Annotated in this window: 15 protein-coding genes; 7 read left to right on the top strand and 8 right to left on the bottom strand. The window is 63.9% G+C overall.

Annotation, left to right across the window (positions count from 1 at the left end):
- The first annotated feature begins 1 nt into the window (after window position 1).
- Window positions 2-1,039, top strand: a complete 1,038-nt coding sequence (locus tag BSIN_RS20545) for a lipase secretion chaperone (protein ID WP_089341795.1) — start codon at window positions 2-4, stop codon at window positions 1,037-1,039.
- Window positions 1,040-1,244: 205 nt separating this feature from the next.
- Here BSIN_RS20545 and BSIN_RS20540 read toward each other — a convergent pair whose 3' ends face one another.
- Both BSIN_RS20540 and BSIN_RS26590 read right to left on the bottom strand, forming a co-directional pair.
- Window positions 1,245-2,999 (bottom strand): S53 family peptidase, encoded by a 1,755-nt coding sequence (locus BSIN_RS20540; protein WP_089341794.1) that lies wholly within the window; start codon window positions 2,997-2,999, stop codon window positions 1,245-1,247.
- 298 nt (window positions 3,000-3,297) lie between these two features.
- Window positions 3,298-3,432, bottom strand: a complete 135-nt coding sequence (locus tag BSIN_RS26590) for a hypothetical protein (protein ID WP_089341793.1) — start codon at window positions 3,430-3,432, stop codon at window positions 3,298-3,300.
- Between the two features lie 336 nt (window positions 3,433-3,768).
- Here BSIN_RS26590 and BSIN_RS20530 point away from each other — a divergent pair, with 336 nt between their 5' ends.
- Window positions 3,769-5,175: an MFS transporter gene (locus BSIN_RS20530; RefSeq protein ID WP_089341792.1), complete on the top strand. Its 1,407-nt coding sequence runs from the start codon at window positions 3,769-3,771 to the stop codon at window positions 5,173-5,175.
- Between the two features lie 209 nt (window positions 5,176-5,384).
- Here the strand turns inward: BSIN_RS20530 and BSIN_RS20525 are convergent, their stop codons facing one another.
- The 6 genes from BSIN_RS20525 to BSIN_RS20495 form a co-directional block, all read right to left on the bottom strand.
- The gene (locus tag BSIN_RS20525; RefSeq protein WP_089341791.1) at window positions 5,385-6,260 is read right to left on the bottom strand and encodes a LysR family transcriptional regulator; all 876 of its coding nucleotides are present in this window, start codon (window positions 6,258-6,260) and stop codon (window positions 5,385-5,387) included.
- Window positions 6,261-6,838: 578 nt separating this feature from the next.
- Window positions 6,839-9,559: an aconitate hydratase AcnA gene (gene acnA, locus BSIN_RS20515; protein ID WP_059514976.1), complete on the bottom strand. Its 2,721-nt coding sequence runs from the start codon at window positions 9,557-9,559 to the stop codon at window positions 6,839-6,841.
- 56 nt (window positions 9,560-9,615) lie between these two features.
- A complete protein-coding gene (locus BSIN_RS20510) occupies window positions 9,616-11,067 on the bottom strand; it encodes a bifunctional 2-methylcitrate dehydratase/aconitate hydratase (protein ID WP_089341789.1) in 1,452 nt (483 codons plus the stop codon).
- Between the two features lie 264 nt (window positions 11,068-11,331).
- Window positions 11,332-11,841, bottom strand: coding sequence for a hypothetical protein (locus BSIN_RS20505; RefSeq protein WP_059572700.1), 510 nt, complete (start codon window positions 11,839-11,841; stop codon window positions 11,332-11,334).
- 147 nt (window positions 11,842-11,988) lie between these two features.
- Window positions 11,989-13,014, bottom strand: a complete 1,026-nt coding sequence (locus tag BSIN_RS20500; RefSeq protein WP_089341788.1) for an HpcH/HpaI aldolase/citrate lyase family protein — start codon at window positions 13,012-13,014, stop codon at window positions 11,989-11,991.
- A 214-nt stretch (window positions 13,015-13,228) separates the two neighbouring features.
- Complete coding sequence (locus tag BSIN_RS20495) at window positions 13,229-14,212, bottom strand: malate dehydrogenase (RefSeq protein WP_059514969.1); 984 nt, start codon at window positions 14,210-14,212, stop codon at window positions 13,229-13,231.
- Window positions 14,213-14,621: 409 nt separating this feature from the next.
- Here BSIN_RS20495 and BSIN_RS20490 point away from each other — a divergent pair, with 409 nt between their 5' ends.
- The 5 genes from BSIN_RS20490 to BSIN_RS20470 all read left to right on the top strand — a co-directional run bounded on the left by BSIN_RS20490 (window position 14,622) and on the right by BSIN_RS20470 (window position 18,931).
- Window positions 14,622-15,422: a GntR family transcriptional regulator gene (locus BSIN_RS20490; protein ID WP_082711822.1), complete on the top strand. Its 801-nt coding sequence runs from the start codon at window positions 14,622-14,624 to the stop codon at window positions 15,420-15,422.
- 218 nt (window positions 15,423-15,640) lie between these two features.
- The gene (gene sdhC, locus BSIN_RS20485; protein ID WP_059514965.1) at window positions 15,641-16,057 is read left to right on the top strand and encodes a succinate dehydrogenase, cytochrome b556 subunit; all 417 of its coding nucleotides are present in this window, start codon (window positions 15,641-15,643) and stop codon (window positions 16,055-16,057) included.
- Window positions 16,058-16,060: 3 nt separating this feature from the next.
- Window positions 16,061-16,429, top strand: a complete 369-nt coding sequence (gene sdhD, locus BSIN_RS20480) for a succinate dehydrogenase, hydrophobic membrane anchor protein (RefSeq protein ID WP_059514963.1) — start codon at window positions 16,061-16,063, stop codon at window positions 16,427-16,429.
- Window positions 16,430-16,432: 3 nt separating this feature from the next.
- Window positions 16,433-18,208 carry a succinate dehydrogenase flavoprotein subunit gene (gene sdhA, locus BSIN_RS20475; RefSeq protein ID WP_089341787.1) on the top strand — a complete coding sequence of 592 codons (1,776 nt, stop codon included), beginning with the start codon at window positions 16,433-16,435 and terminating at the stop codon, window positions 18,206-18,208.
- A 21-nt stretch (window positions 18,209-18,229) separates the two neighbouring features.
- The gene (locus BSIN_RS20470; RefSeq protein ID WP_069235593.1) at window positions 18,230-18,931 is read left to right on the top strand and encodes a succinate dehydrogenase iron-sulfur subunit; all 702 of its coding nucleotides are present in this window, start codon (window positions 18,230-18,232) and stop codon (window positions 18,929-18,931) included.
- Window positions 18,932-18,959: the final 28 nt, after the last annotated feature.

Genomic DNA, 18,959 nt, shown 5'->3' with positions numbered 1-18,959 from the left:
GATGACAGGTAGTCAGAGCGGCGTCGCGCGGCGCGTCGCGCTTTACGGGGTGGTCGCCGCTGTCGCGGCCGGTGCGGTCTGGTACGGAGTTGGTGCCAGGAAGACCGGCGATGCCGGCGCACCGAGCGCCGCATCCGCTGCATTGGCCGCATCGGCGGGCGTCGTGGCGGCGAGCGCCGATGCGGGTTCCGGCGCAAGCGGCTTGCCGCCTGCGCTCGCCGGTTCGACCGCGCCACGCCTGCCGCTTGATGCGCAGGGCCATCTGTCGAAGGTGGTGGCCGTGCGTGACTTCTTCGACTATTTTCTGACCGCGCAAAATCAGGTGAGCGCTACGGCGCTCGATGCGCTCGTCGTCCGCGAGATTGCCGCGCAACTTGACGGCACGGTTGCGCAGGGCGAAGCGCTCGACGTCTGGAAGCGCTATCGCGCATATCTCGCCGAACTCGCGAAGTTGCCGGGCGGTGGTTCAGTCGACAACAAGGAGGATCTCGCGGCACTGCAACTCGCGCTCGATCAGCGCGCGACGATCGCGAGCCGCACGCTCGGCGATTGGAACGCGCCGTTCTTCGGCGTGGAGCAGGAGCGGCAGCGCTACGATCTCGCCCGCTTGAAGATTGTTCGCGACCGGTCGTTGAACGACGATCAGAAGGCAGCGCGCCTTGCTGCGCTCGAGCAGCAGTTGCCGGCCGATCAACGTGCCGAGCTGGAGCGTCAGAAGCAGCAAAACAACGCGATCGCGCAAATCGAAAAATTGCAGAAATCGAACGCGACACCCGACGAGATGCGTGCGCAGCTTACGCAGACGCTCGGGCCGGAAGCTGCCGAGCGAGTGGCCAAGATGCAGCAGGCGGATAACGCGTGGCGTGCGAAATACAACGAGTATGCGGCGCAGCGTGCGCAGATCGAGGCGCAGAATTTGTCGCCGCAGGATCGCGACGCACAGATCGCGCAATTGCGGCAACGCTACTTCACGGAACCGGGCGAAGCGATGCGCGCGGCATCGTTTGATCGTGGCGGCGCGTCATCGAGCGCGCGATAGCGGAAAAATGGAGCGGGCGGCGGCTCGAGTGAGCCGCCGTGTGCCGAACGGGTTCCGTGACGTCGTGCATTGCCGATGAAGGAAGCAGGCAACTGGCATGATGATCCGCATGACTAAATTTCAATCTGCTTTAGGAGGGTGGGCCTTTACGACGTATCGGCGCCTCATCGCGGGCGGCGCATGACGCGCCGCCCGTGACCGCCGCTTATCTGAAACCGCCTGACTGAATCAGCCGATTCAGATTCGCGATATCGAGACTGCCCCAGCCGGTCGTGTAATCCCAGCCTCGGCCGGCGTTGTAGCCATAACCGTCGTAGCCGTTATTGCCGGATACGACGTCATACCGCACGAGTGACGGATTCGATGGAATCGAGTTGTACAGGCTCGCTGCGGGAAAGCCGAGGTCCGCACCGTTCGCGGACAGCAGGCGAGCCCAGAAACCGGAGAAAAGCGGGGCGGCGAGGCTCGTGCCACCGATCTGCTGAATTTGCCCATAGTTGTAGATGTACGCGCCGGTGCTTTGCGCAGCGTCGAACGAGATGTCGGGCAACCGGCGGTTGCTGCCAGTTTGCCACGACGGGTTCGGCAGAATCGTGCTGACACCGCCGCCCGTCGCCCACAGCTTGCCTGCGCTATCGAGCCCCTCGTTCCATACCGTCTCGCTCGACAGCGCGCCGGATGACGTCGTGTAGAGCGTCGTGCCGCCGATCGCGAGCACGTGCGGCGATGAAGCAGGCCACGATACCGAGTAATTCGCGCCGTCCGGATAGCCGCGATTGTTGCATTCATAAACACCTTCGTCGCCTGACGACACCGAGAACGTTTGTCCTTGCGCGACTGCCTGCGTGAAGATCTGTTCCTCGGCGCTGAGCGAGCCGTCCGCATTCGCATCGTTCTCGCACCAGCCGAGCGAGACGTTGATGATCTTCGCGACGTTGTCCGACACCACCCGATTGAATGCCTGCGTGAGCCCGGTATTGCCGGGCGCGTTGAGGTCGGCCATGTAGAACACCAGTTGGCCGACCCGGCCGCCTGCCGCGCCGACGATCGATTGGCTGTCGAGATCCCATTCGCCTTGGCCTTCTTGATCGTCGCTGTAGCTGCCGCTCGTGCCGGCGTCGTTTGTCTGTACAGTCTGCGTGTTGACCGCCGGATAGCCGTTCGCGCTTGTGAACTGCTGCAGATCCTGAATTGCTTGCGAAACGCCGCCGATCGTCACGATGCCGACTGTCGCGTTCGCCGCCGTCGGCACGCCCGATGCGTCGTATAGCGCGGGGAATTCGGACGGGTAGTGGCCGGTCGCGGTGCCGGCTGCGGCCGCCTGCGGTTTCGCGATCGTGCCGGTTTTCAGTAGCGGCCGCGCGCGTGCGACGTTTTGCAGCCCGAGCACGGCGTCGACGACACCGCCGAGTGCGCTTGGCACCTGGGCCGCGGCGGTATTCGCATAGCCGGATCGGCCGGCGAATTGATAGTGGACGAGCGGCGTATTGAACGCGCGCTTGACCGCGCCGGCCGTACCGCGTGCGGAGATCAGCAGCCGGTTCGGCGCGATGGCGATATCGGCGAAGCCGTTCTTGCGCAGATAATCGACGGCTTGCTTGACCTGCGCGTCGGTCGGCGCGTAATCCGACAGGAATTGCCGGCTCGTGATGAATTGCCGGTACTGCGAACTATGCGGATTGTTGACGTTGCGTGCGATCGTTTGCAATTGCTCGGCATGGCGCAGCTTCAGACTGACCACGATGCGCACGGCTTCGCCGGGGACGAGTTCGAGCGATGCAGGGCTTGCGTTGCGCGTGAGCGCTTCGGTCTGCGCGTGGTTCAGGAATGCATGAGTGTGCGTGTCGACCCAATCCGTTGCGCCGTATGCGGCGCCGGCGACCAGCGCGAGCGGCCAACCACACGCAACGCGCTTGCACAACGACGAAAAGGGGAGGGCGAAACAGGCGTTCTTTTTCATCGGGTGTGTCCTTTTGAGAAAGTGCGACGTTATTGGGCTCGACGGCCCTTATGGGGACGTGAGCGCGCCAAGCGTATGCGAGCGCCTTGTTTCAGATAACTGCTAGTTTCAACGGAGGAAAAATGGGGGGGCTGTTCACTATCTGGTGCGTGAACGAAGAAGGAAGGAAAAAGAAGGGAAGATGAAAATGATCGGGATGGCTAATGAAAGAAAGTGATGCGTGAATGCGACAGCTTTCTTTTCGGCATGCCGCCGCAAGCGCCCGCTGGAGCAGCCTGCGCGATGAGGCCGTCACGATTCATGGGCGCAGCAGGTCAAACCCCGCAAGCGCGGCTACGCCGCTCAGCGCGATCATCGGCACCGAGTGCCGGCCGAGATAAAGCATCGCGGCGGCTGTCCAGCTCGCGACGAAAAATATGCCGATTCGTTTCATGATGGAGGGATGGCGGAATTGCCCGGTCAGAATGAACTGCGGAGGGGCTCGGTGGCGCGCGCCCCGCATCGGATGCGATACGTGTGGTCGTTATTATAGGGTTTTCCCTTGGTTTTTGTCGGCGCGAGCGGCAGGCAGGCTGCCGCCGGCCGGCCGATTGCCTGTTTGTGCAAGGCTGCCCGCCGCTTATCAAGCTTTCGGTTTTCTAATCGGTTCGGACGTTCGTCTGCAGAATCCGGACGCCTCTGCAACAATGCAGGACACGGCACGATTCCATGCCGTGTTGCCGCTCGATTTGCGATGTAGCGGCGCGTCGCCTGTCTGCCGAGTCCAATCTTGTCCGAAACCGCTTTTGCCGCCGGTGCCGTGCAGCCGGCGTTCAACTGGCGTGCGATGGCCGCGATCATGCTTGCCGTCGCGCTCGCCACGCTCGATACCGCGATCGCCAATACCGCGCTGCCCGCGATCGCCGCCGATCTGCATACCGCACCTGCCGCGTCGGTCTGGATCATCAATGCGTATCAGCTTGCGATGGTGGCGACGCTGCTGCCGTTCGCCGCGCTCGGCGATATCGTCGGTCATAAGCGTATCTATGTCGGTGGGCTGTTCGTGTTCACGCTCGCATCGCTCGCATGCTCGCTCGTGTCGACGTTGCCGATGCTGATCGCCGCGCGGATCGTGCAGGGGCTCGGTGCGAGTGCGATCATGAGCGTCAATACCGCGTTGATCCGCTATCTGTACCCGCCGCATCGGCTCGGACGCGGTGTTGGGCTGAATGCGCTGATCGTCGGCGTGTCGTTCGCGGTCGGGCCGACGGTGGCGTCGCTGATTCTGTCGGTAGCCGCGTGGCCGTGGTTGTTCGCGGTGAACGTGCCGCTCGGGGTGCTTGCGCTCGCGGTGGCGATTCCGTCATTGCCGCGGACGCAGCGCAGTGCGCAGGGCTTCGATCCGCTTGCCGCGGGCTTCAATGTCATGACGTTTGCGGCCTTGATCTTCGCGCTTGGCGAGGCGGCCCAGCGCGGCTCCGCGCATGCCGTGCTGATTGCGGCGGCCGTCGCGCTCGTTTTCGGCACGCTGCTGATCTGTCGCGAGGCGGGCCGGGCCGCGCCGATGCTGCCCGTCGATCTGTTTCGCCGGCCGGTGTTCGCGCTATCGGCGGTGACTGCTGTGTGCGCGTTTGCCGCACAAGGGCTCGCGTTCGTATCGCTACCGTTTTACTTCGAGAGCGTGTTGCACCGAAGCCCTGTCGAGACGGGATTCCTGATGACGCCGTGGTCGGCTGTCGTCGCGTTGGCCGCGCCGGTTGCCGGCCGGTTGTCCGACCGCTATCCGCCAGGGTTGCTCGGCGCGTTCGGGCTGGCGTTGTTGAGTGCGGGAATGGTGTGGCTTGCGGCGTTGCCGCCTTATCCGCATGTGATCGATATCGGCTGGCGAATGATGTTGTGCGGCGCGGGGTTTGGTTTTTTCCAGTCGCCGAATCTGAAAGCGCTGATGGCCAGTGCGCCGCCCGAGCGCAGCGGCGGTGCGAGCGGCATTATCGCGACCGCGCGCTTGATCGGACAGGCCACCGGCGCGGCGCTCGTCGCTCTGTGCTTCGGCATCGCGGGCTCGCATGGGCCGACGCTTGCACTGACGCTGGGCGCATTTTTCGCAGGCGCGGCGAGTTTGGCAAGCGGGCTGCGGCTGTTGGCGCCGTCGCATCGCGCTGGCGAGGGTGTCGCGCCGGAGGCGAAGCGGGAGTAGGAGCGATGCATAAGCCGGGCGCAGCGCGACGGCAGGGGCGTTTTCCGGGTCGAGCGGCGCGCGTGAGGGCGGCGCGGGCGCACGACTGGTCAAGCGCTATCGTGAGCAGGCCGCGCAACGGCGGTTGCATGGCGCGGACGCGCGAGTCGATTTAGCCGCATCAGTGGCCGAAACATCAAGCGTCCGGCAGACGGAAAACGCAATATCGATCAAGCATTTTTCAGCGCGGCACGCATGAACGAGACGAACTGCTTTGTCACGGCATCGTCCCGCGTCGCAGGCCAGGCCAGTCCCACGCGCCACTTCGCGTTCTTGCCGGGAAGCGGCAAGATCGTCGCATCGCGCAGCAGATGCCGCGCGCTCGAAGGAACGAATGCGGCGCCTACGCCGGCAGCGACCGACGCGAGCACTGACTGAACGTCTTCGGCTTGCTGCGTGACATTCGGCACGAACCGGCGCTCGACGCACCACCGGTCGATCTGGGCGGCGAGGCCGGGCCCGCGCGCCCGCTGCAAAGCGATGAAGCCGATTTCATTGAGCATGCCGAGGTCGCCCGGCACCTGTGTATGGCGAAGGTGCGACGGCAGCGCCAGCGCCAGCCCCTCATCAATGACCTTGAACGACGACAATTCGTCCGCGGGCGGCAGACGCATGAAACCGGCGTCCAGCTTGCCCGCGAGTAGGCGGCGAGTTTGCTCGGCGGAGGAAAGATCGCTCAGTGTAATTGCGACGCCGGGATGCCGTGCGCGGAAGTCGGCGATGAGCCGCGGCACGATCGTCAGGACGGACATACAGATGCCGATGCGCAAATGACCGCGCCGGCCACTGCTCGATTCCCGTGCGCGCGACAGAATCTCGTCTGCGTCGCGCACGAGCATTTGCGCATCGGGCAGAAACGTTTCGCCGAACGAAGTGAGTACCGCGCCATGCCGCCCGCGCTCGAACAGTTTGCCGCCGACGCTCGCCTCCAGCATGCCGATTTGCTTGCTGAGCGCGGGCTGGCTGATGTGCAGCGCATCGGCCGCGCGGCTGAAATGGCGCAGTTCGGCCACCGTCAGGAAGGCTCTCAGCAGTTTCAGTTCCATTCTAAAAAGCGATTATATCGATCAAAACATTCATTTTACTGATCGATTCGAAGCGCGTTCAATATGCAGACGCTCTTCTTGAAACCGTCTCCCGCCATGTCTATCCGAAGCTCGACCGGTTGCCTGCCGCGTGCGATGCAGGTATGCGCCGATCCGCCCGAAGCGCCGGCCCGCCGCGACGCGCCACAAACGCCTTCGGCATTGGATGCCGACTCGTCGCACCGGCGCGGCCGCCGGCGCTTTGGCGATGCGATACCCGACATGCCGCCGCGCGGGGCGACCGGCGCGATCGCCATCAGCTTCGCCGTCGTTTCGCGCCGGCATTGGCCGCGCTGAACGCGGTCCATGCCGGGCAGTGCGGCGGCATGCGCGATGTGCCGGCGTGCACGATGACGCCCGCGCATCGTCGAGCATCGTCGCGGTTCGGCCGGAAGTCCGGATCGGCGTAACCGCCGGCCCGCCAACCGGGCGCGAGAATGCACGAGAAAAACAAAAGCCCGGCCGGGGCCGGGCTTTCGATGATCGGCCGCGCACCCGCATCGCTGCGGGCCGCGGCGTTGCCGCGCAAGCAGCTTGGCTTATGCGGCCAGCAGCGAGCGCAGCACGAACGGCAGGATCCCGCCGTGCTTGTAGTAGTCGACTTCGATCGGCGTATCGATGCGCAGCAGCACCGGCACGCGCTTCGTTTCGCCGTTCTTGCGATGGATCACGAGCGTGACGTCCTGCTGCGGCTTGAAATTGTCGCCGAGGCCCTCGATGTCGTAAGTTTCATCGCCGGTGATGCCGAGCGATTGCACGCTGTCCGAGCCCTTGAACTGCAGCGGCAATACGCCCATGCCGACGAGGTTCGAGCGGTGGATCCGCTCGAAGCTGCGCGCGATCACCGCCTTCACGCCGAGCAATTGCGTGCCCTTTGCCGCCCAGTCGCGCGACGAGCCGGTGCCGTATTCCTCGCCTGCGAATACGACGGTCGGCGTGCCGGCATCGATGTACTTCATCGCGGCGTCATAGATCGACAGTTGCTCGCCGCTCGGCTGGTGGATCGTCAGACCGCCTTCGACGCGCGTGCCGTCTGCCTTCGCCGGGATCATCAGGTTCTTGATCCGGACGTTCGCGAACGTGCCGCGCATCATCACGTCATGGTTGCCGCGGCGCGAGCCGTAGCTGTTGAAGTCGGCCTTCTGCACGCCGTTCTCCTTCAGCCATTTGCCGGCCGGGGAGTCTTCCTTGATCGAGCCTGCCGGGCTGATGTGGTCGGTCGTCACCGAATCGCCGAAGATGCCGAGCGCGCGCGCGCCCTTGACGGCGGCGATCGATGCGGCCGGCGCCATCGAGAAGTCCTTGCCGAAGAACGGCGGCTCCGCGATATAGGTCGACTTCGGCCAGTCGTACACCTGGCCGCTTTCGCCTTCGATCTTGCTCCACAGGTCACCCTTCTTCGTGAGCTGCGCGTAGTTCTCCTCGAACTTTTTCGGATCGAGCGCGTACTTGAGCAGCGCGTGGACTTCGTCGCTCGACGGCCAGATGTCGCCGAGGTAGATATCCTTGCCGCCCTTGCCCTGGCCGACCGGCTCGGTCATCAGATCCTTCGTGATGTTGCCGGCGATCGCATACGCGACGACGAGCGGCGGCGAAGCGAGGAAGTTCGCGCGGATGTTCGGGTGAATGCGCGCCTCGAAGTTGCGGTTGCCCGACAGCACGGCCGCCGCGACGATGTCGTTCTTCGTGATCGCTTCATTCAGCTCCGGCGTGAGGTCGCCCGCGTTGCCGATGCAGGTCGTGCAGCCGTAGGCGGCCACTTCGAAGCCGAGCTTCGCGAGGTACGGCAGCAGGCCCGTCTTCGTCAGGTATTCGGTGACGATCCGCGATCCCGGCGCGAGCGAGGTCTTGATGTGCGGCGCGACGGTGAGGCCCGCTTCGACGGCCTTCTTCGCGAGCAGGCCGGCGGCGAGCAGCACGCTCGGGTTCGACGTGTTCGTGCACGACGTGATCGCGGCGATCAGCACGTCGCCGTTCTTGACGTTGACGCCGTTCGACGTCTTGTAGTCGGCCGTCAGATCGGCGGCCTTCTTCGCGAAGCCGTTTTCCGCGACCGGCTTCGAGAACAGTTCGGTGAACGTCGATTTCACGTTGCCGATTTCGATGCGGTCCTGCGGGCGCTTCGGGCCCGCGAGCGACGGCGCGACAGTGGCCAGATCGAGCGTCAGCACCTTCGTATAGTCGATGTCGCCTGCCTTCGGAATGCCGAACAGCTCTTGCGCCTTGAAGTAGTTCTCGAACGCGGCGATTTCCGCCTTGGTGCGGCCCGTGCCCTTGAAGTAGTCGATGGTTTTCTCGTCGACCGGGAAGAAGCCCATCGTCGCGCCGTATTCGGGCGCCATGTTGGCGATCGTCGCGCGGTCCGGCAGCGCGAGCGACGCGGTGCCTTCGCCGAAGAATTCGACGAACTTGCCAACGACCTTTTCCTTGCGCAGCATTTCGGTGATCGTCAGCACCAGGTCGGTGGCCGTCACGCCTTCGCGCAGCTTGCCCTTCAGCTCCACGCCGACCACGTCCGGCGTCAGGAAATACACCGGCTGGCCGAGCATGCCCGCTTCGGCCTCGATGCCGCCCACACCCCAGCCGACCACGCCGATGCCGTTGATCATCGTCGTGTGGCTGTCGGTGCCGACGAGGGTGTCGGGGTAGTAGACCGTATCGTCGCCGTTCTTTTTCTTATGGACGCCGCGCGCCAGGTATTCGAGGTTCACCTGGTGGACGATGCCGACGCCCGGCGGCACGACCTTGAACGTGTCGAATGCCTGCATGCCCCACTTCATGAACTGGTAGCGCTCGTTGTTGCGCTGGAACTCCAGCTTCATGTTCAGATCGAGCGCGTCTTTCTGGCGGAAGTAGTCGATCTGCACCGAATGGTCGACGACGAGATCCACCGGCACGAGCGGTTCGATCTTCTTCGGATTCTTGCCCGCGCGCTTCGCGACGCCACGCATCGCGGCGATGTCGGCGAGCAGCGGTACGCCGGTGAAGTCCTGCAGCACGACGCGCGAGACGACGAACGGAATTTCGTCGACGCGCTTCGCATTCGGCTTCCAGTTAGCGAGTTGCTCGATATGCTCTTCGGTGATCTTCTTGCCGTCGTAGTTGCGCAGCACGGATTCGAGCACGATCCGGATCGAGACGGGCAGCCGCTCGATCTTCGTCTTCAGTTCGCGGCCGAGCTTCGGCAGCGAATAGAATTTGCCTTCTTTGCCGGAACCGGTGTCGAATTCCTTGAGAGTCTTGTGGAGATTGTGGGCCATGGTGTCTTCCTGGGTTTGAGGCTAGGAAAGAATTCTGTATTTGACGGCTTTGACGGCTAGATCACATACAGATCGACGTATTCATTGACCGGCATCGCCTCGAGCTTTGCCTGATCCAGCGACACGTCGAGAATCGCTTGTTGCTGCTTGGCCGGGAAGCGGCGCGCGAGATTCGTCTTGAACTTGTCGATCAAGAGCGCAATGCCATCTGCGCGGCGCCGCATATGGCCGATCGGATAGTCGACCGCCACCTCGGCGAGCCTCGATCCGTCGTCGAATTCGATCGTCAGCGCATTGGCGATCGAACGCTTGTCCGGATCGTGGTAATCCTTCGTGAACTGCGGGTCCTCGACGCATGCGATCTTCGCGCGCAGCGCGTCGATGCGCGGATCGGCGGCGGCGCCGTCCTCGTAGTCGGCGGCCGTCAGGCGGCCGTAGAGGAGCGGCACGGCGATCATGTACTGGATGCAGTGGTCGCGGTCGGCCGGGTTCGCGAGCGGGCCTTGCTTGTCGATGATCCGCATCGCGGCCGCATGCGTGCGCACCGTCACGCGGCGGATTTCGTCTGTCGTGCGGCCCGCGGCGGCCAATTGCGCGTGCAGCGCGATCGCGGCTTCGACGGCCGTTTGCGCATGGAACTCGGCCGGATAGGAAATCTTGAACAGCACGTTTTCCATCACGTAGGTGCCGTATGGGCGCTGGAACGTGAACGGCTTGCCGCCGAACAGCACGTCGTAGAAGCCCCATGTCGGCGCGCTCAGCGCCGACGGATAGCCCATCTCGCCGGTTTTCGCGATCAGCGCGAGGCGCACCGCGCGCGACGTCGCGTCGCCTGCCGCCCACGACTTGCGCGAGCCCGTGTTCGGCGCTTGGCGGTAGGTGCGCAGCGGATGGCCGTCGACGAACGCAAGCGACAGCGCGTTGATCAATTCGTCGCGGCTCAGGCCGAGCAGGCGGCCGATGGCGGCTGTCGACGCAACCTTTACGAGCAATACGTGATCGAGGCCGACTTGGTTGAACGAATTTTCGAGCGCGATACAGCCTTGAATCTCGTGCGCTTGGATCATTGCGACGAGCACGTCTTTCATCGCGAGCGGCCGCTTGCCCGCCGCGATGGCGGTGCGCGACAGCCAATCGGCCGTGGCGAGGATGCCGCCGAGATTGTCGGACGGATGGCCCCATTCGGCGGCGAGCCAGGTGTCGTTGAAGTCGAGCCAGCGGATTGCCGTGCCGATGTTGAATGCGGCCTGCACCGGATCGAGCTGGAACGACGTGCCGGGCACTTTCGCGCCGTTCGGCACGATGGTGCCCGGCACGATCGGCCCGAGCAGTTTCGTGCAAGCGGGATACGAGAGGGCTTCGAGCCCGCAACCGAGCGTATCGATCAGGCAGTGGCGCGCGGTATCGAGCGCGCGCGCACTGTCGATGCGATGGTTCAGCACGTAGTCGGCGATATCGACCAGCACTGGATCCGGCGCGGGCCGGACGTTCGGAATCGGGGCGGACATCTAGGCTCCTGTCGGCCGGAGTCGGCGCTTCAGCGCCTACTCCGGTCCCATGCCGCAGTTGGCGGGAATTGGCGCTTCAGCGCCTAGTCCCGCCCTGCGGCGGTCGGCCGGAGTCGACATTTCAGCGCCTACTCCGGTCCCATGCCGCAGTTGGCGGGAATTAGCGCTTCAGCGCCTAGTCCCGCCCTGCGGCGGTTGGCCGGAATCGGCGTTTTTGCGCTTATTCCGGTCCCATGCAAGATAGCTTGACTGCCGAGCGCGGCCTCAGTTGCCGGTCTTCAGTTCGTTCGACTGGGTCGGCGCGGCCGTGCCGGCCGCGGCCATCTCGGCCGTCTTGCATTCGTCGGCGAGGCGGCTGTCGTCCTTGTCGCTGAACAGCATCCCCTTGGTCGGGATCACGACGAGCTTCATGCCGCTTGCCGGATCGTAGAACACGTCCGCGCCCGTCGTCGTTTGCTGGCGGGGCAGCTTGTAGTTCTTGCTCGCCCAGTGGACCGTGACGATCTGGTCGCGTTTCATGTCGCCGGCGAGTTCATACGACAGGCCTTCCTTGCACGACCACTTGACCGATCCTTCCGGCACCGGATCCACCTTGGCTGCCGCGGCCGCTTGCGCCTTCTTGCTGCGCGGAATCAGACGCCGCTTCGGCGCGGGGCGCTTCGGCGTGGCCTTCTTGGCGGTGGACGATGAAGTTTGCGCGACTGCGCTAGGCGCCGCGGCCAGCATCGAGGCGGACAGCGCGCCAATGACAGTGGCGATCAGCAGTTTCTTCATGGAATCAAAGCCTTATGTTAATCAGTTAGCAACGGCGGACACACGCACGTCCACCGGGTTGAACTGCACGCGCCCCGGAACGCACAGCGGCCGCTATTTTCACCTATTTAGCCGTGCAAAATCAGCTTTTGCGCGATCCTGCACGATTCATATTTTGATGTTCCCCATCGTTGGCGTCCGTTCATCCGTGCCGCGAAAGAGCGGCGCGGCATCCGCCGGCAGCGGCTGGCCGGTGGCTTGCGCGCGGCGCAGCACCGACCAGTAGTAACGGTAGCTCGCGCGATCGTGCAGCGCGTCATCGTGGCGCGTCGGCCCCCAGCCGGCCGCCTGCGCGGTGAGCAGGATCTCGGTTGCGCGTGCGATTTCGCCGGCGCGCGGCGCGAAGGCGGCGACGATCTCGCGGATCTGCGCGGGATGGATGCTCCACATCCGCGTGTAGCCGAATTCGTCGCGGGCGCGCCGCGCGTCGCCGGCGACCACCTGTACGTCGCGGACCTCGGTTGTCACGTTATGCGACGGCGTTTTGCCATGCGCATGGCATGCGGCGGCGATTTCCAGCTTCGCGCGGCGCACGAGCGGATGATCGAACTGGCCGGGCGTGCGCATCGCCGCGTCGGCAATCGCGCCGTGGTGAGCGGAAACGAAGTCCATCAGGCCGAAGCTCAGCGTCGCGACGTTCGGCAGCGCGGCGATCTTTGCCGCGTCGGCGAGCGCGCCGTGGGTTTCGATCAGCACGTCGACGGGAATCGGCTGCGCAATGCCGAGTTCGCGGCGCGACGCCTCGATGAACGCGCACATTTCGGCTGCGTCGGCCGCGCTGCCGACCTTCGGCAGCGTCAGATACGCGGGCGGGCGCGCCGCGCGCAGGATGATGCGCACATCGTCGCGCCAGTGCGGATGGGAAATGTCGTGGATGCGCGCGCCGACGCGTCCGAAGCGGTTCGCGTCGCCGCCGACGAGCGCCGCGACGAGTTCCGCATGCTCGGCCTCGTGGCCCACGCGCGCGCCGTCCTCGCAATCGAGCGTGACGTCGAATACCGGCCCGAGTTCCGCTTGCAGCGCAAGCGACTTCAGCATCAGCTTTTCGCTGCCAGCGTAGTGATCGCAGCAGGGCAGGATCGCCGGAGGGGTAACGCCTTCGTACAGCACTTCTGCGGGGGTAAGCGCGGACATCTTTTCTGCGTCAGGTCGTCAGGATCTGGGCCAACTGGGAAAATCCGATTCGAACGGGCTCTGGCGGCGCGGGCAGCGTTGAGCGCAGAGGCCGTGCGGATCGGATCGCGGGGCTCGGGATCGCCGGAGCCGGCCGGGCGCGACGCCCGGCCGGCCGGTTGCCGGGCCGCCCCGCGCGACTTCGGCGCGGCAGGCCCGGCGCGTCGCACGTGCTTTACTTCAGCAGGTGAGCGACGCCATCGCGCTCTTCGAGCAGCTCGGCGAGCGTCGCGTCCATCTTCTCGCGCGAGAACGCATCGATCTCCAGGCCTTCGACGCGCTTGTATTCGCCGTTTTCCGTGGTGACGGGCACGCCGTAGATGATGTCCTCGGGAATGCCATACGAGCCGTCCGACGGGATGCCCATCGTGACCCACTTGCCGTTCGTGCCGAGCACCCAGTCGCGGATGTGGTCGATCGCCGCGTTCGCCGCCGACGCCGCCGACGACAGCCCGCGCGCCTCGATGATCGCCGCGCCGCGCTTGCCGACGGTCGGGATGAACGTGTTGCGGTTCCAGTCGTCGTCGTTGATCAGCTTCAGCAGCGATTCGCCTTCGGCCGTCGCGAAGCGGAAGTCGGGGTACATCGTCGGCGAGTGGTTGCCCCATACCGCGAGCTTCTCGATCGACGCGACCGGCTTGCCGGACTTCGCCGCAAGCTGCGACAGCGCGCGGTTGTGGTCCAGGCGCAGCATCGCGGTGAAGTTCTTTTTCGGCAGATCCGGTGCCGACTTCATCGCGATGTATGCGTTCGTGTTCGCCGGGTTGCCGACGACCAGCACCTTTACGTCGCGGCTCGCGACTTCATTGAGCGCGCGGCCTTGAACCGTGAAGATTTCGGCGTTCGCCGACAGCAGATCCTTGCGCTCCATGCCTTTCGAGCGCGGACGGGCGCCGACCAGCAGCGCGACATCGGCATCCTTGAATGCGACCTTCGGGTCGTCTGTCACCACGACGCCCGCGAGCAGCGGGAACGCGCAGTCTTCCAGCTCCATCACGACGCCTTTGACGGCCGCTTGCGCTTGCGGCAGATCGAGCAATTGCAGGATGACCGGCTGGTCCTTGCCGAGCAGATCGCCGTTGGCGATGCGAAATAGCAGGGAATAACCGATTTGACCTGCGGCGCCGGTGACGGCGACGCGCTTTGCGGGCTTAGCCATTGAAATCTCCAGGACGATGAGCGTGGAACGCTAGGAAAAACGCCATTTTATGCGCGTTATGCGAAGCGTTGCGTTGTAGCAGGGAGGGTTCGCGGTTGCAGGCGCGATGCTGCCTGAAAACAGACGGGAGCGCCGGGGCCGGCTCACGCTAATGACAGGCAACGCAGGTTTGCCTGATCCTAAAAATCCGTTTGCGGGGCAGGCAGCCGGCGCAAGCCCGTGATTAGCGTGAGCGGGCCCGATTCGGGGCGCGGCCGACATGCGTGCGGCAACCCGCGAACCCTTGCTCGCCCCGGAGTTTAGGAGTCGCGGCAGGCAAAGTCAAACCCTATCTTATGTCTTATATAAGACAGATGTTTTGCAGGAAAAATCTAGACGGAAAAGCGGGGTTTATGTTGAAATGCGCGCCATGACTTCCAATCAGGCGAGCGCACCCAATCCGACTGGCGCAGCCGGCGCTTCGCAGCCCGGCGGCGAAGCCGCGGCCGCGCCTTCGCCGACTTTCAGCCCGCTCTATCAGCAAATCAAGGCCCTGATCACGCAGAGTCTCGAGGCCGGCGAATGGAAGCCGGGCGAAATCATTCCGAGCGAGGTCGAACTCGCGGCGCGCTACAAAGTCAGCCAGGGCACGGTGCGCAAGGCGATCGACGAACTCGCCGCCGACAATCTGCTCGTGCGCCGCCAGGGCAAGGGCACGTTCGTTGCGACTCATAGCGAGGAGCGCGCGCAGTTCCGTTTCCTGCGGCTTCTGGCCGACGACGGCGTCGAGCATCCGCATGTGAGCCGGCTGCTCGAGTGCCGGCGCATGCGGGCGCCGGCCGAGATCGCGCGCCAACTCGATCTGAAGCCGGCCGATCCGGTCGTTCAGGTGCGGCGCGTCCTGGAGTTTGACGGTGCGGTGACGGTGCTCGACGAGATCTGGTTGCCGGGCGCGATATTTCGCGGACTCACGTTCGAGCGCCTGAGCGATTACAAGGGTCCGCTTTACGCGATGTTCGAAAGCGAGTTCGGCACGCGGATGATTCGTGCGACCGAGAAGGTCCGCGCGGTGGCGGCGGAGCCTGCGGTTGCCGACGCAATTGGCGTGCCGGTGGGCTTTCCGTTGCTGTCGGTCGAGCGCGTGTCATATACGTATGGCGATCGCCCTGTCGAGGTGCGGCGCGGATGGTATGTCACGACCGGGTATTACTATCAGAACGACTTGAGTTGAAAGTTGAACAGTTGAACTGAAGATCGGTAGCAACTCAGGCTGAGCCTGAATCAGCGTAAGGCAAAACAATAGGTGATTGCGCGCCCCACGCGTCAAGCATGTTTCGCGCCTTGTTTACCGCTGTGAAATGCAACGCTTCAGCGCTGACTTTCGCTGCAGCGCGAAATAAAAAGGCGCTAAAATCTCGGATTAGTGTCACAACATCGTAGGGGTCTAGCATGACTGAAGCAGTTAGAAAGCCGAGGCCGGAGTATCGGAACATCGGATTTGGCGATATCACGCTGAAGTACCGTTTGCCGCTCGCGGCCAAGGTTTCGATCCTGCACCGGGTCAGCGGTGCGCTGCTGTTCCTGTTTCTTCCTTTCCTGCTTTATCTCTTCGATCAAAGCCTGACCTCCGAACTCAGCTTCGAAGTCTTCAAGGCGTTTCTCTCCAACATCATCGTCAAGCTGATCGTTCTCGCGCTGTCGTGGGCGTTTCTGTTCCACTTCTGCGCGGGTGTGCGCCATCTGCTGATGGACATGAATCACGATGCGGTGTCCAAGGAGCGCGGCAAGCGCACGTCGGTCGTCGTATTCGCCGTGTCGACGCTTCTCACGGTCGCCGTCGCGCTCAAACTGTTCGGAGCATTCTAAAAAATGGCAGCCCACAATCGTATCGGCTCGAAGCGCCTCGTCGTCGGCGCTCACTATGGTCTGCGCGACTGGCTCGCGCAACGCATCACCGCCACGATCATGGCGGTCTACACGGTGATCCTGCTCGTGTGGTTCTTTACCGCGCGCGATTTCTCGTATGAAGGCTGGGCGTCGATCTTCGCCACGCAATGGATGAAGCTCGCCACCTTCGTCACGCTGCTTTCGCTCTTCTATCACGCATGGGTCGGCGTGCGCGATATCTGGATGGACTACGTGAAGCCCGTCGGCGTGCGTATCGTGCTGCAATCGTTGACGATCGTCTGGCTGCTCGCGAGCGCGGGTTACGCTGCGCAGATTCTCTGGAGAGTGTAAAGAATGGCTGCAATCAAAAATTCCCTGCCGCGTCGCAAGTTCGACGTGGTGATCGTCGGCGCGGGCGGCTCGGGGATGCGCGCGTCGCTGCAACTGTCGCGCGCGGGCCTTTCCGTCTGCGTGCTGTCGAAAGTGTTCCCGACGCGTTCGCACACGGTCGCCGCGCAAGGCGGGATCGGCGCGTCGCTCGGCAACATGAGCGAAGACAACTGGCACTATCACTTCTACGACACGATCAAGGGCTCCGACTGGCTCGGCGACCAGGACGCGATCGAATTCATGTGCCGTGAAGCGCCGAACGCGGTCTACGAACTCGAACACTTCGGCATGCCGTTCGACCGCAACGCGGATGGCACGATCTACCAGCGCCCGTTCGGGGGCCACACCGCGAACTACGGCGAGAAGCCGGTGCAGCGCGCGTGCGCGGCGGCCGACCGCACTGGCCACGCGCTGCTGCACACGCTGTACCAGCAGAACGTCGCCGCGAAGACGCAATTCTTCGTCGAATGGATGGCGCTCGACCTGATCCGCGATGCGGACGGCGACGTGCTCGGCGTGACGGCCCTCGAAATGGAAACGGGCGACGTCTACATCCTCGAAGGCAAGACGACGCTCTTCGCAACGGGCGGCGCGGGCCGCATCTTCGCGGCGTCGACCAACGCGTTCATCAACACGGGCGACGGCCTCGGGATGGCCGCGCGTTCGGGCATCGCGCTGCAGGACATGGAGTTCTGGCAGTTCCACCCGACGGGCGTCGCGGGCGCGGGCGTGCTGATCACCGAAGGCGTGCGCGGCGAAGGCGGCATTCTGCGCAATGCGAACGGCGAGCGCTTCATGGAGCGCTATGCGCCGACGCTGAAGGATCTGGCGCCGCGCGATTTCGTGTCGCGCTCGATGGACCAGGAAATCAAGGAAGGCCGAGGCGTCGGTCCGAACAAGGATCACGTGCTGCTCGACCTGTCGCACATCGGCGCGGAGACGATCATGAAGCGCCTGCCGTCGATCCGCGAAATCGCGCTGAAGTTCGCGAACGTCGATTGCATCAAGGAGCCGATTCCGGTCGTGCCGACGATCCATTATCAAATGGGCGGCATTCCGACCAACATTCACGGCCAAGTGGTCGGCACGGCGCGCGGCCATGAGGAGCCGATCAACGGCTTCTACGCGGTCGGCGAATGCTCGTGCGTGTCGGTGCACGGCGCGAACCGTCTCGGCACGAATTCACTGCTCGATCTCGTGGTGTTCGGCCGCGCGGCCGGCAACCATATCGTCGAGCATGTGAAGAACCAGCGCGATCACAAGCCGCTGCCGGCGGACGCGGGCGATTTCTCGCTCGAGCGTCTCGCGAAGCTCGAGAAATCTTCGTCGGGCGAATATACGCAGGACGTCGCGAACGACATCCGCTCGACGATGCAAAAGCATGCGGGCGTGTTCCGCACGTCGGCGCTGCTGTCCGAGGGCGTCGGCAAGATGGCCGAGTTGAAGGAGCGCGTCGCCAACGTGCATCTGAAGGACAAGTCGAAGGTGTTCAACACCGCGCGCGTCGAGGCGCTCGAACTGGCGAACCTGATCGAGGTCGCGCGCGCGACGATGGTGTCGGCCGAAGCGCGCAAGGAAAGCCGCGGCGCGCACGCGCACAGCGACTACGAACATCGCGACGACGACAACTGGCTGCGCCACACCCTGTGGTTTAGCGAAAACGATCGCCTCGACTATAAGCCCGTCCATATGAAGCCGCTGACGGTCGAGTCCGTGCCGCCGAAGGCGCGTACGTTCTAAGCCAGCGCAAAGGAATCTGAAATGGCCAAACGCATTTTCGAAATCTACCGCTACGATCCGGATAAGGACGCCGCGCCGCGCATGCAGACGTACGAGCTGGAGATTCAGCACGAGCGGATGCTGCTCGACGCGCTCGTCAAGCTGAAGGCGCTCGACGAGACGTTGTCGTTCCGCCGCTCGTGCCGCGAGGGCGTGTGCGGTTCGGACGCGATGAACATCAACGGCAAGAACGGCCTGGCATGTCTGACGAACCTGAACGACCTGCCGCAGAAAATCGTGCTGCGTCCGCTGCCGGGCTTGCCCGTCGTGCGCGACCTGATTTGCGACTTCACGCAGTTCTTCAACCAGTATCACTCGATCCGCCCGTACCTGATCAACGACGAGCCGCCGCCCGAGAAGGAGCGTCTGCAGTCGCCGGAGGAGCGTGACGAGCTGGACGGCCTGTACGAGTGCATTCTGTGCGCGAGCTGCTCGACGTCGTGCCCGAGCTTCTGGTGGAATCCGGACAAGTTCGTCGGTCCGGCCGGCCTGCTGCAGGCATACCGCTTCATCGCGGACAGCCGTGATCGCGCGACGGGCGAGCGCCTCGACAATCTCAACGATCCGTACCGCCTGTTCCGCTGCCATACGATCATGAACTGCGTCGACGTGTGTCCGAAGGGCCTGAACCCGACGAAGGCGATCGGCAAGATCAAGGAACTGATGGTTCGCCGTGCGGTTTAATATGAAACAATCTTTGCTCGCTTCGTCC

The sequence above is a fragment of the Burkholderia singularis genome, from assembly GCF_900176645.1.
Lineage (GTDB): Bacteria > Pseudomonadota > Gammaproteobacteria > Burkholderiales > Burkholderiaceae > Burkholderia > Burkholderia singularis.
Note: the sequence above shows the minus strand (reverse complement) of the source record. Positions and strands in the feature narration are given on the sequence as shown.

Excerpts from the sequence above, each read along its gene's own strand:
- acnA (WP_059514976.1), bottom strand. The coding sequence starts at position 9,559 with ATGGCCCACAATCTCCACAAGACTCTCAAGGAATTCGACACCGGTTCC.
- BSIN_RS20495 (WP_059514969.1), bottom strand. The coding sequence starts at position 14,212 with ATGGCTAAGCCCGCAAAGCGCGTCGCCGTCACCGGCGCCGCAGGTCAA.
- BSIN_RS20490 (WP_082711822.1), top strand. The coding sequence starts at position 14,622 with ATGACTTCCAATCAGGCGAGCGCACCCAATCCGACTGGCGCAGCCGGC.
- BSIN_RS20500 (WP_089341788.1), bottom strand. The coding sequence starts at position 13,014 with ATGTCCGCGCTTACCCCCGCAGAAGTGCTGTACGAAGGCGTTACCCCT.
- BSIN_RS20525 (WP_089341791.1), bottom strand. The coding sequence starts at position 6,260 with ATGGAACTGAAACTGCTGAGAGCCTTCCTGACGGTGGCCGAACTGCGC.
- BSIN_RS20505 (WP_059572700.1), bottom strand. The coding sequence starts at position 11,841 with ATGAAGAAACTGCTGATCGCCACTGTCATTGGCGCGCTGTCCGCCTCG.
- sdhD (WP_059514963.1), top strand. The coding sequence starts at position 16,061 with ATGGCAGCCCACAATCGTATCGGCTCGAAGCGCCTCGTCGTCGGCGCT.
- BSIN_RS20545 (WP_089341795.1), top strand. The coding sequence starts at position 2 with ATGACAGGTAGTCAGAGCGGCGTCGCGCGGCGCGTCGCGCTTTACGGG.
- BSIN_RS26590 (WP_089341793.1), bottom strand. The coding sequence starts at position 3,432 with ATGAAACGAATCGGCATATTTTTCGTCGCGAGCTGGACAGCCGCCGCG.
- sdhC (WP_059514965.1), top strand. The coding sequence starts at position 15,641 with ATGACTGAAGCAGTTAGAAAGCCGAGGCCGGAGTATCGGAACATCGGA.
- BSIN_RS20540 (WP_089341794.1), bottom strand. The coding sequence starts at position 2,999 with ATGAAAAAGAACGCCTGTTTCGCCCTCCCCTTTTCGTCGTTGTGCAAG.
- BSIN_RS20510 (WP_089341789.1), bottom strand. The coding sequence starts at position 11,067 with ATGTCCGCCCCGATTCCGAACGTCCGGCCCGCGCCGGATCCAGTGCTG.
- sdhA (WP_089341787.1), top strand. The coding sequence starts at position 16,433 with ATGGCTGCAATCAAAAATTCCCTGCCGCGTCGCAAGTTCGACGTGGTG.
- BSIN_RS20470 (WP_069235593.1), top strand. The coding sequence starts at position 18,230 with ATGGCCAAACGCATTTTCGAAATCTACCGCTACGATCCGGATAAGGAC.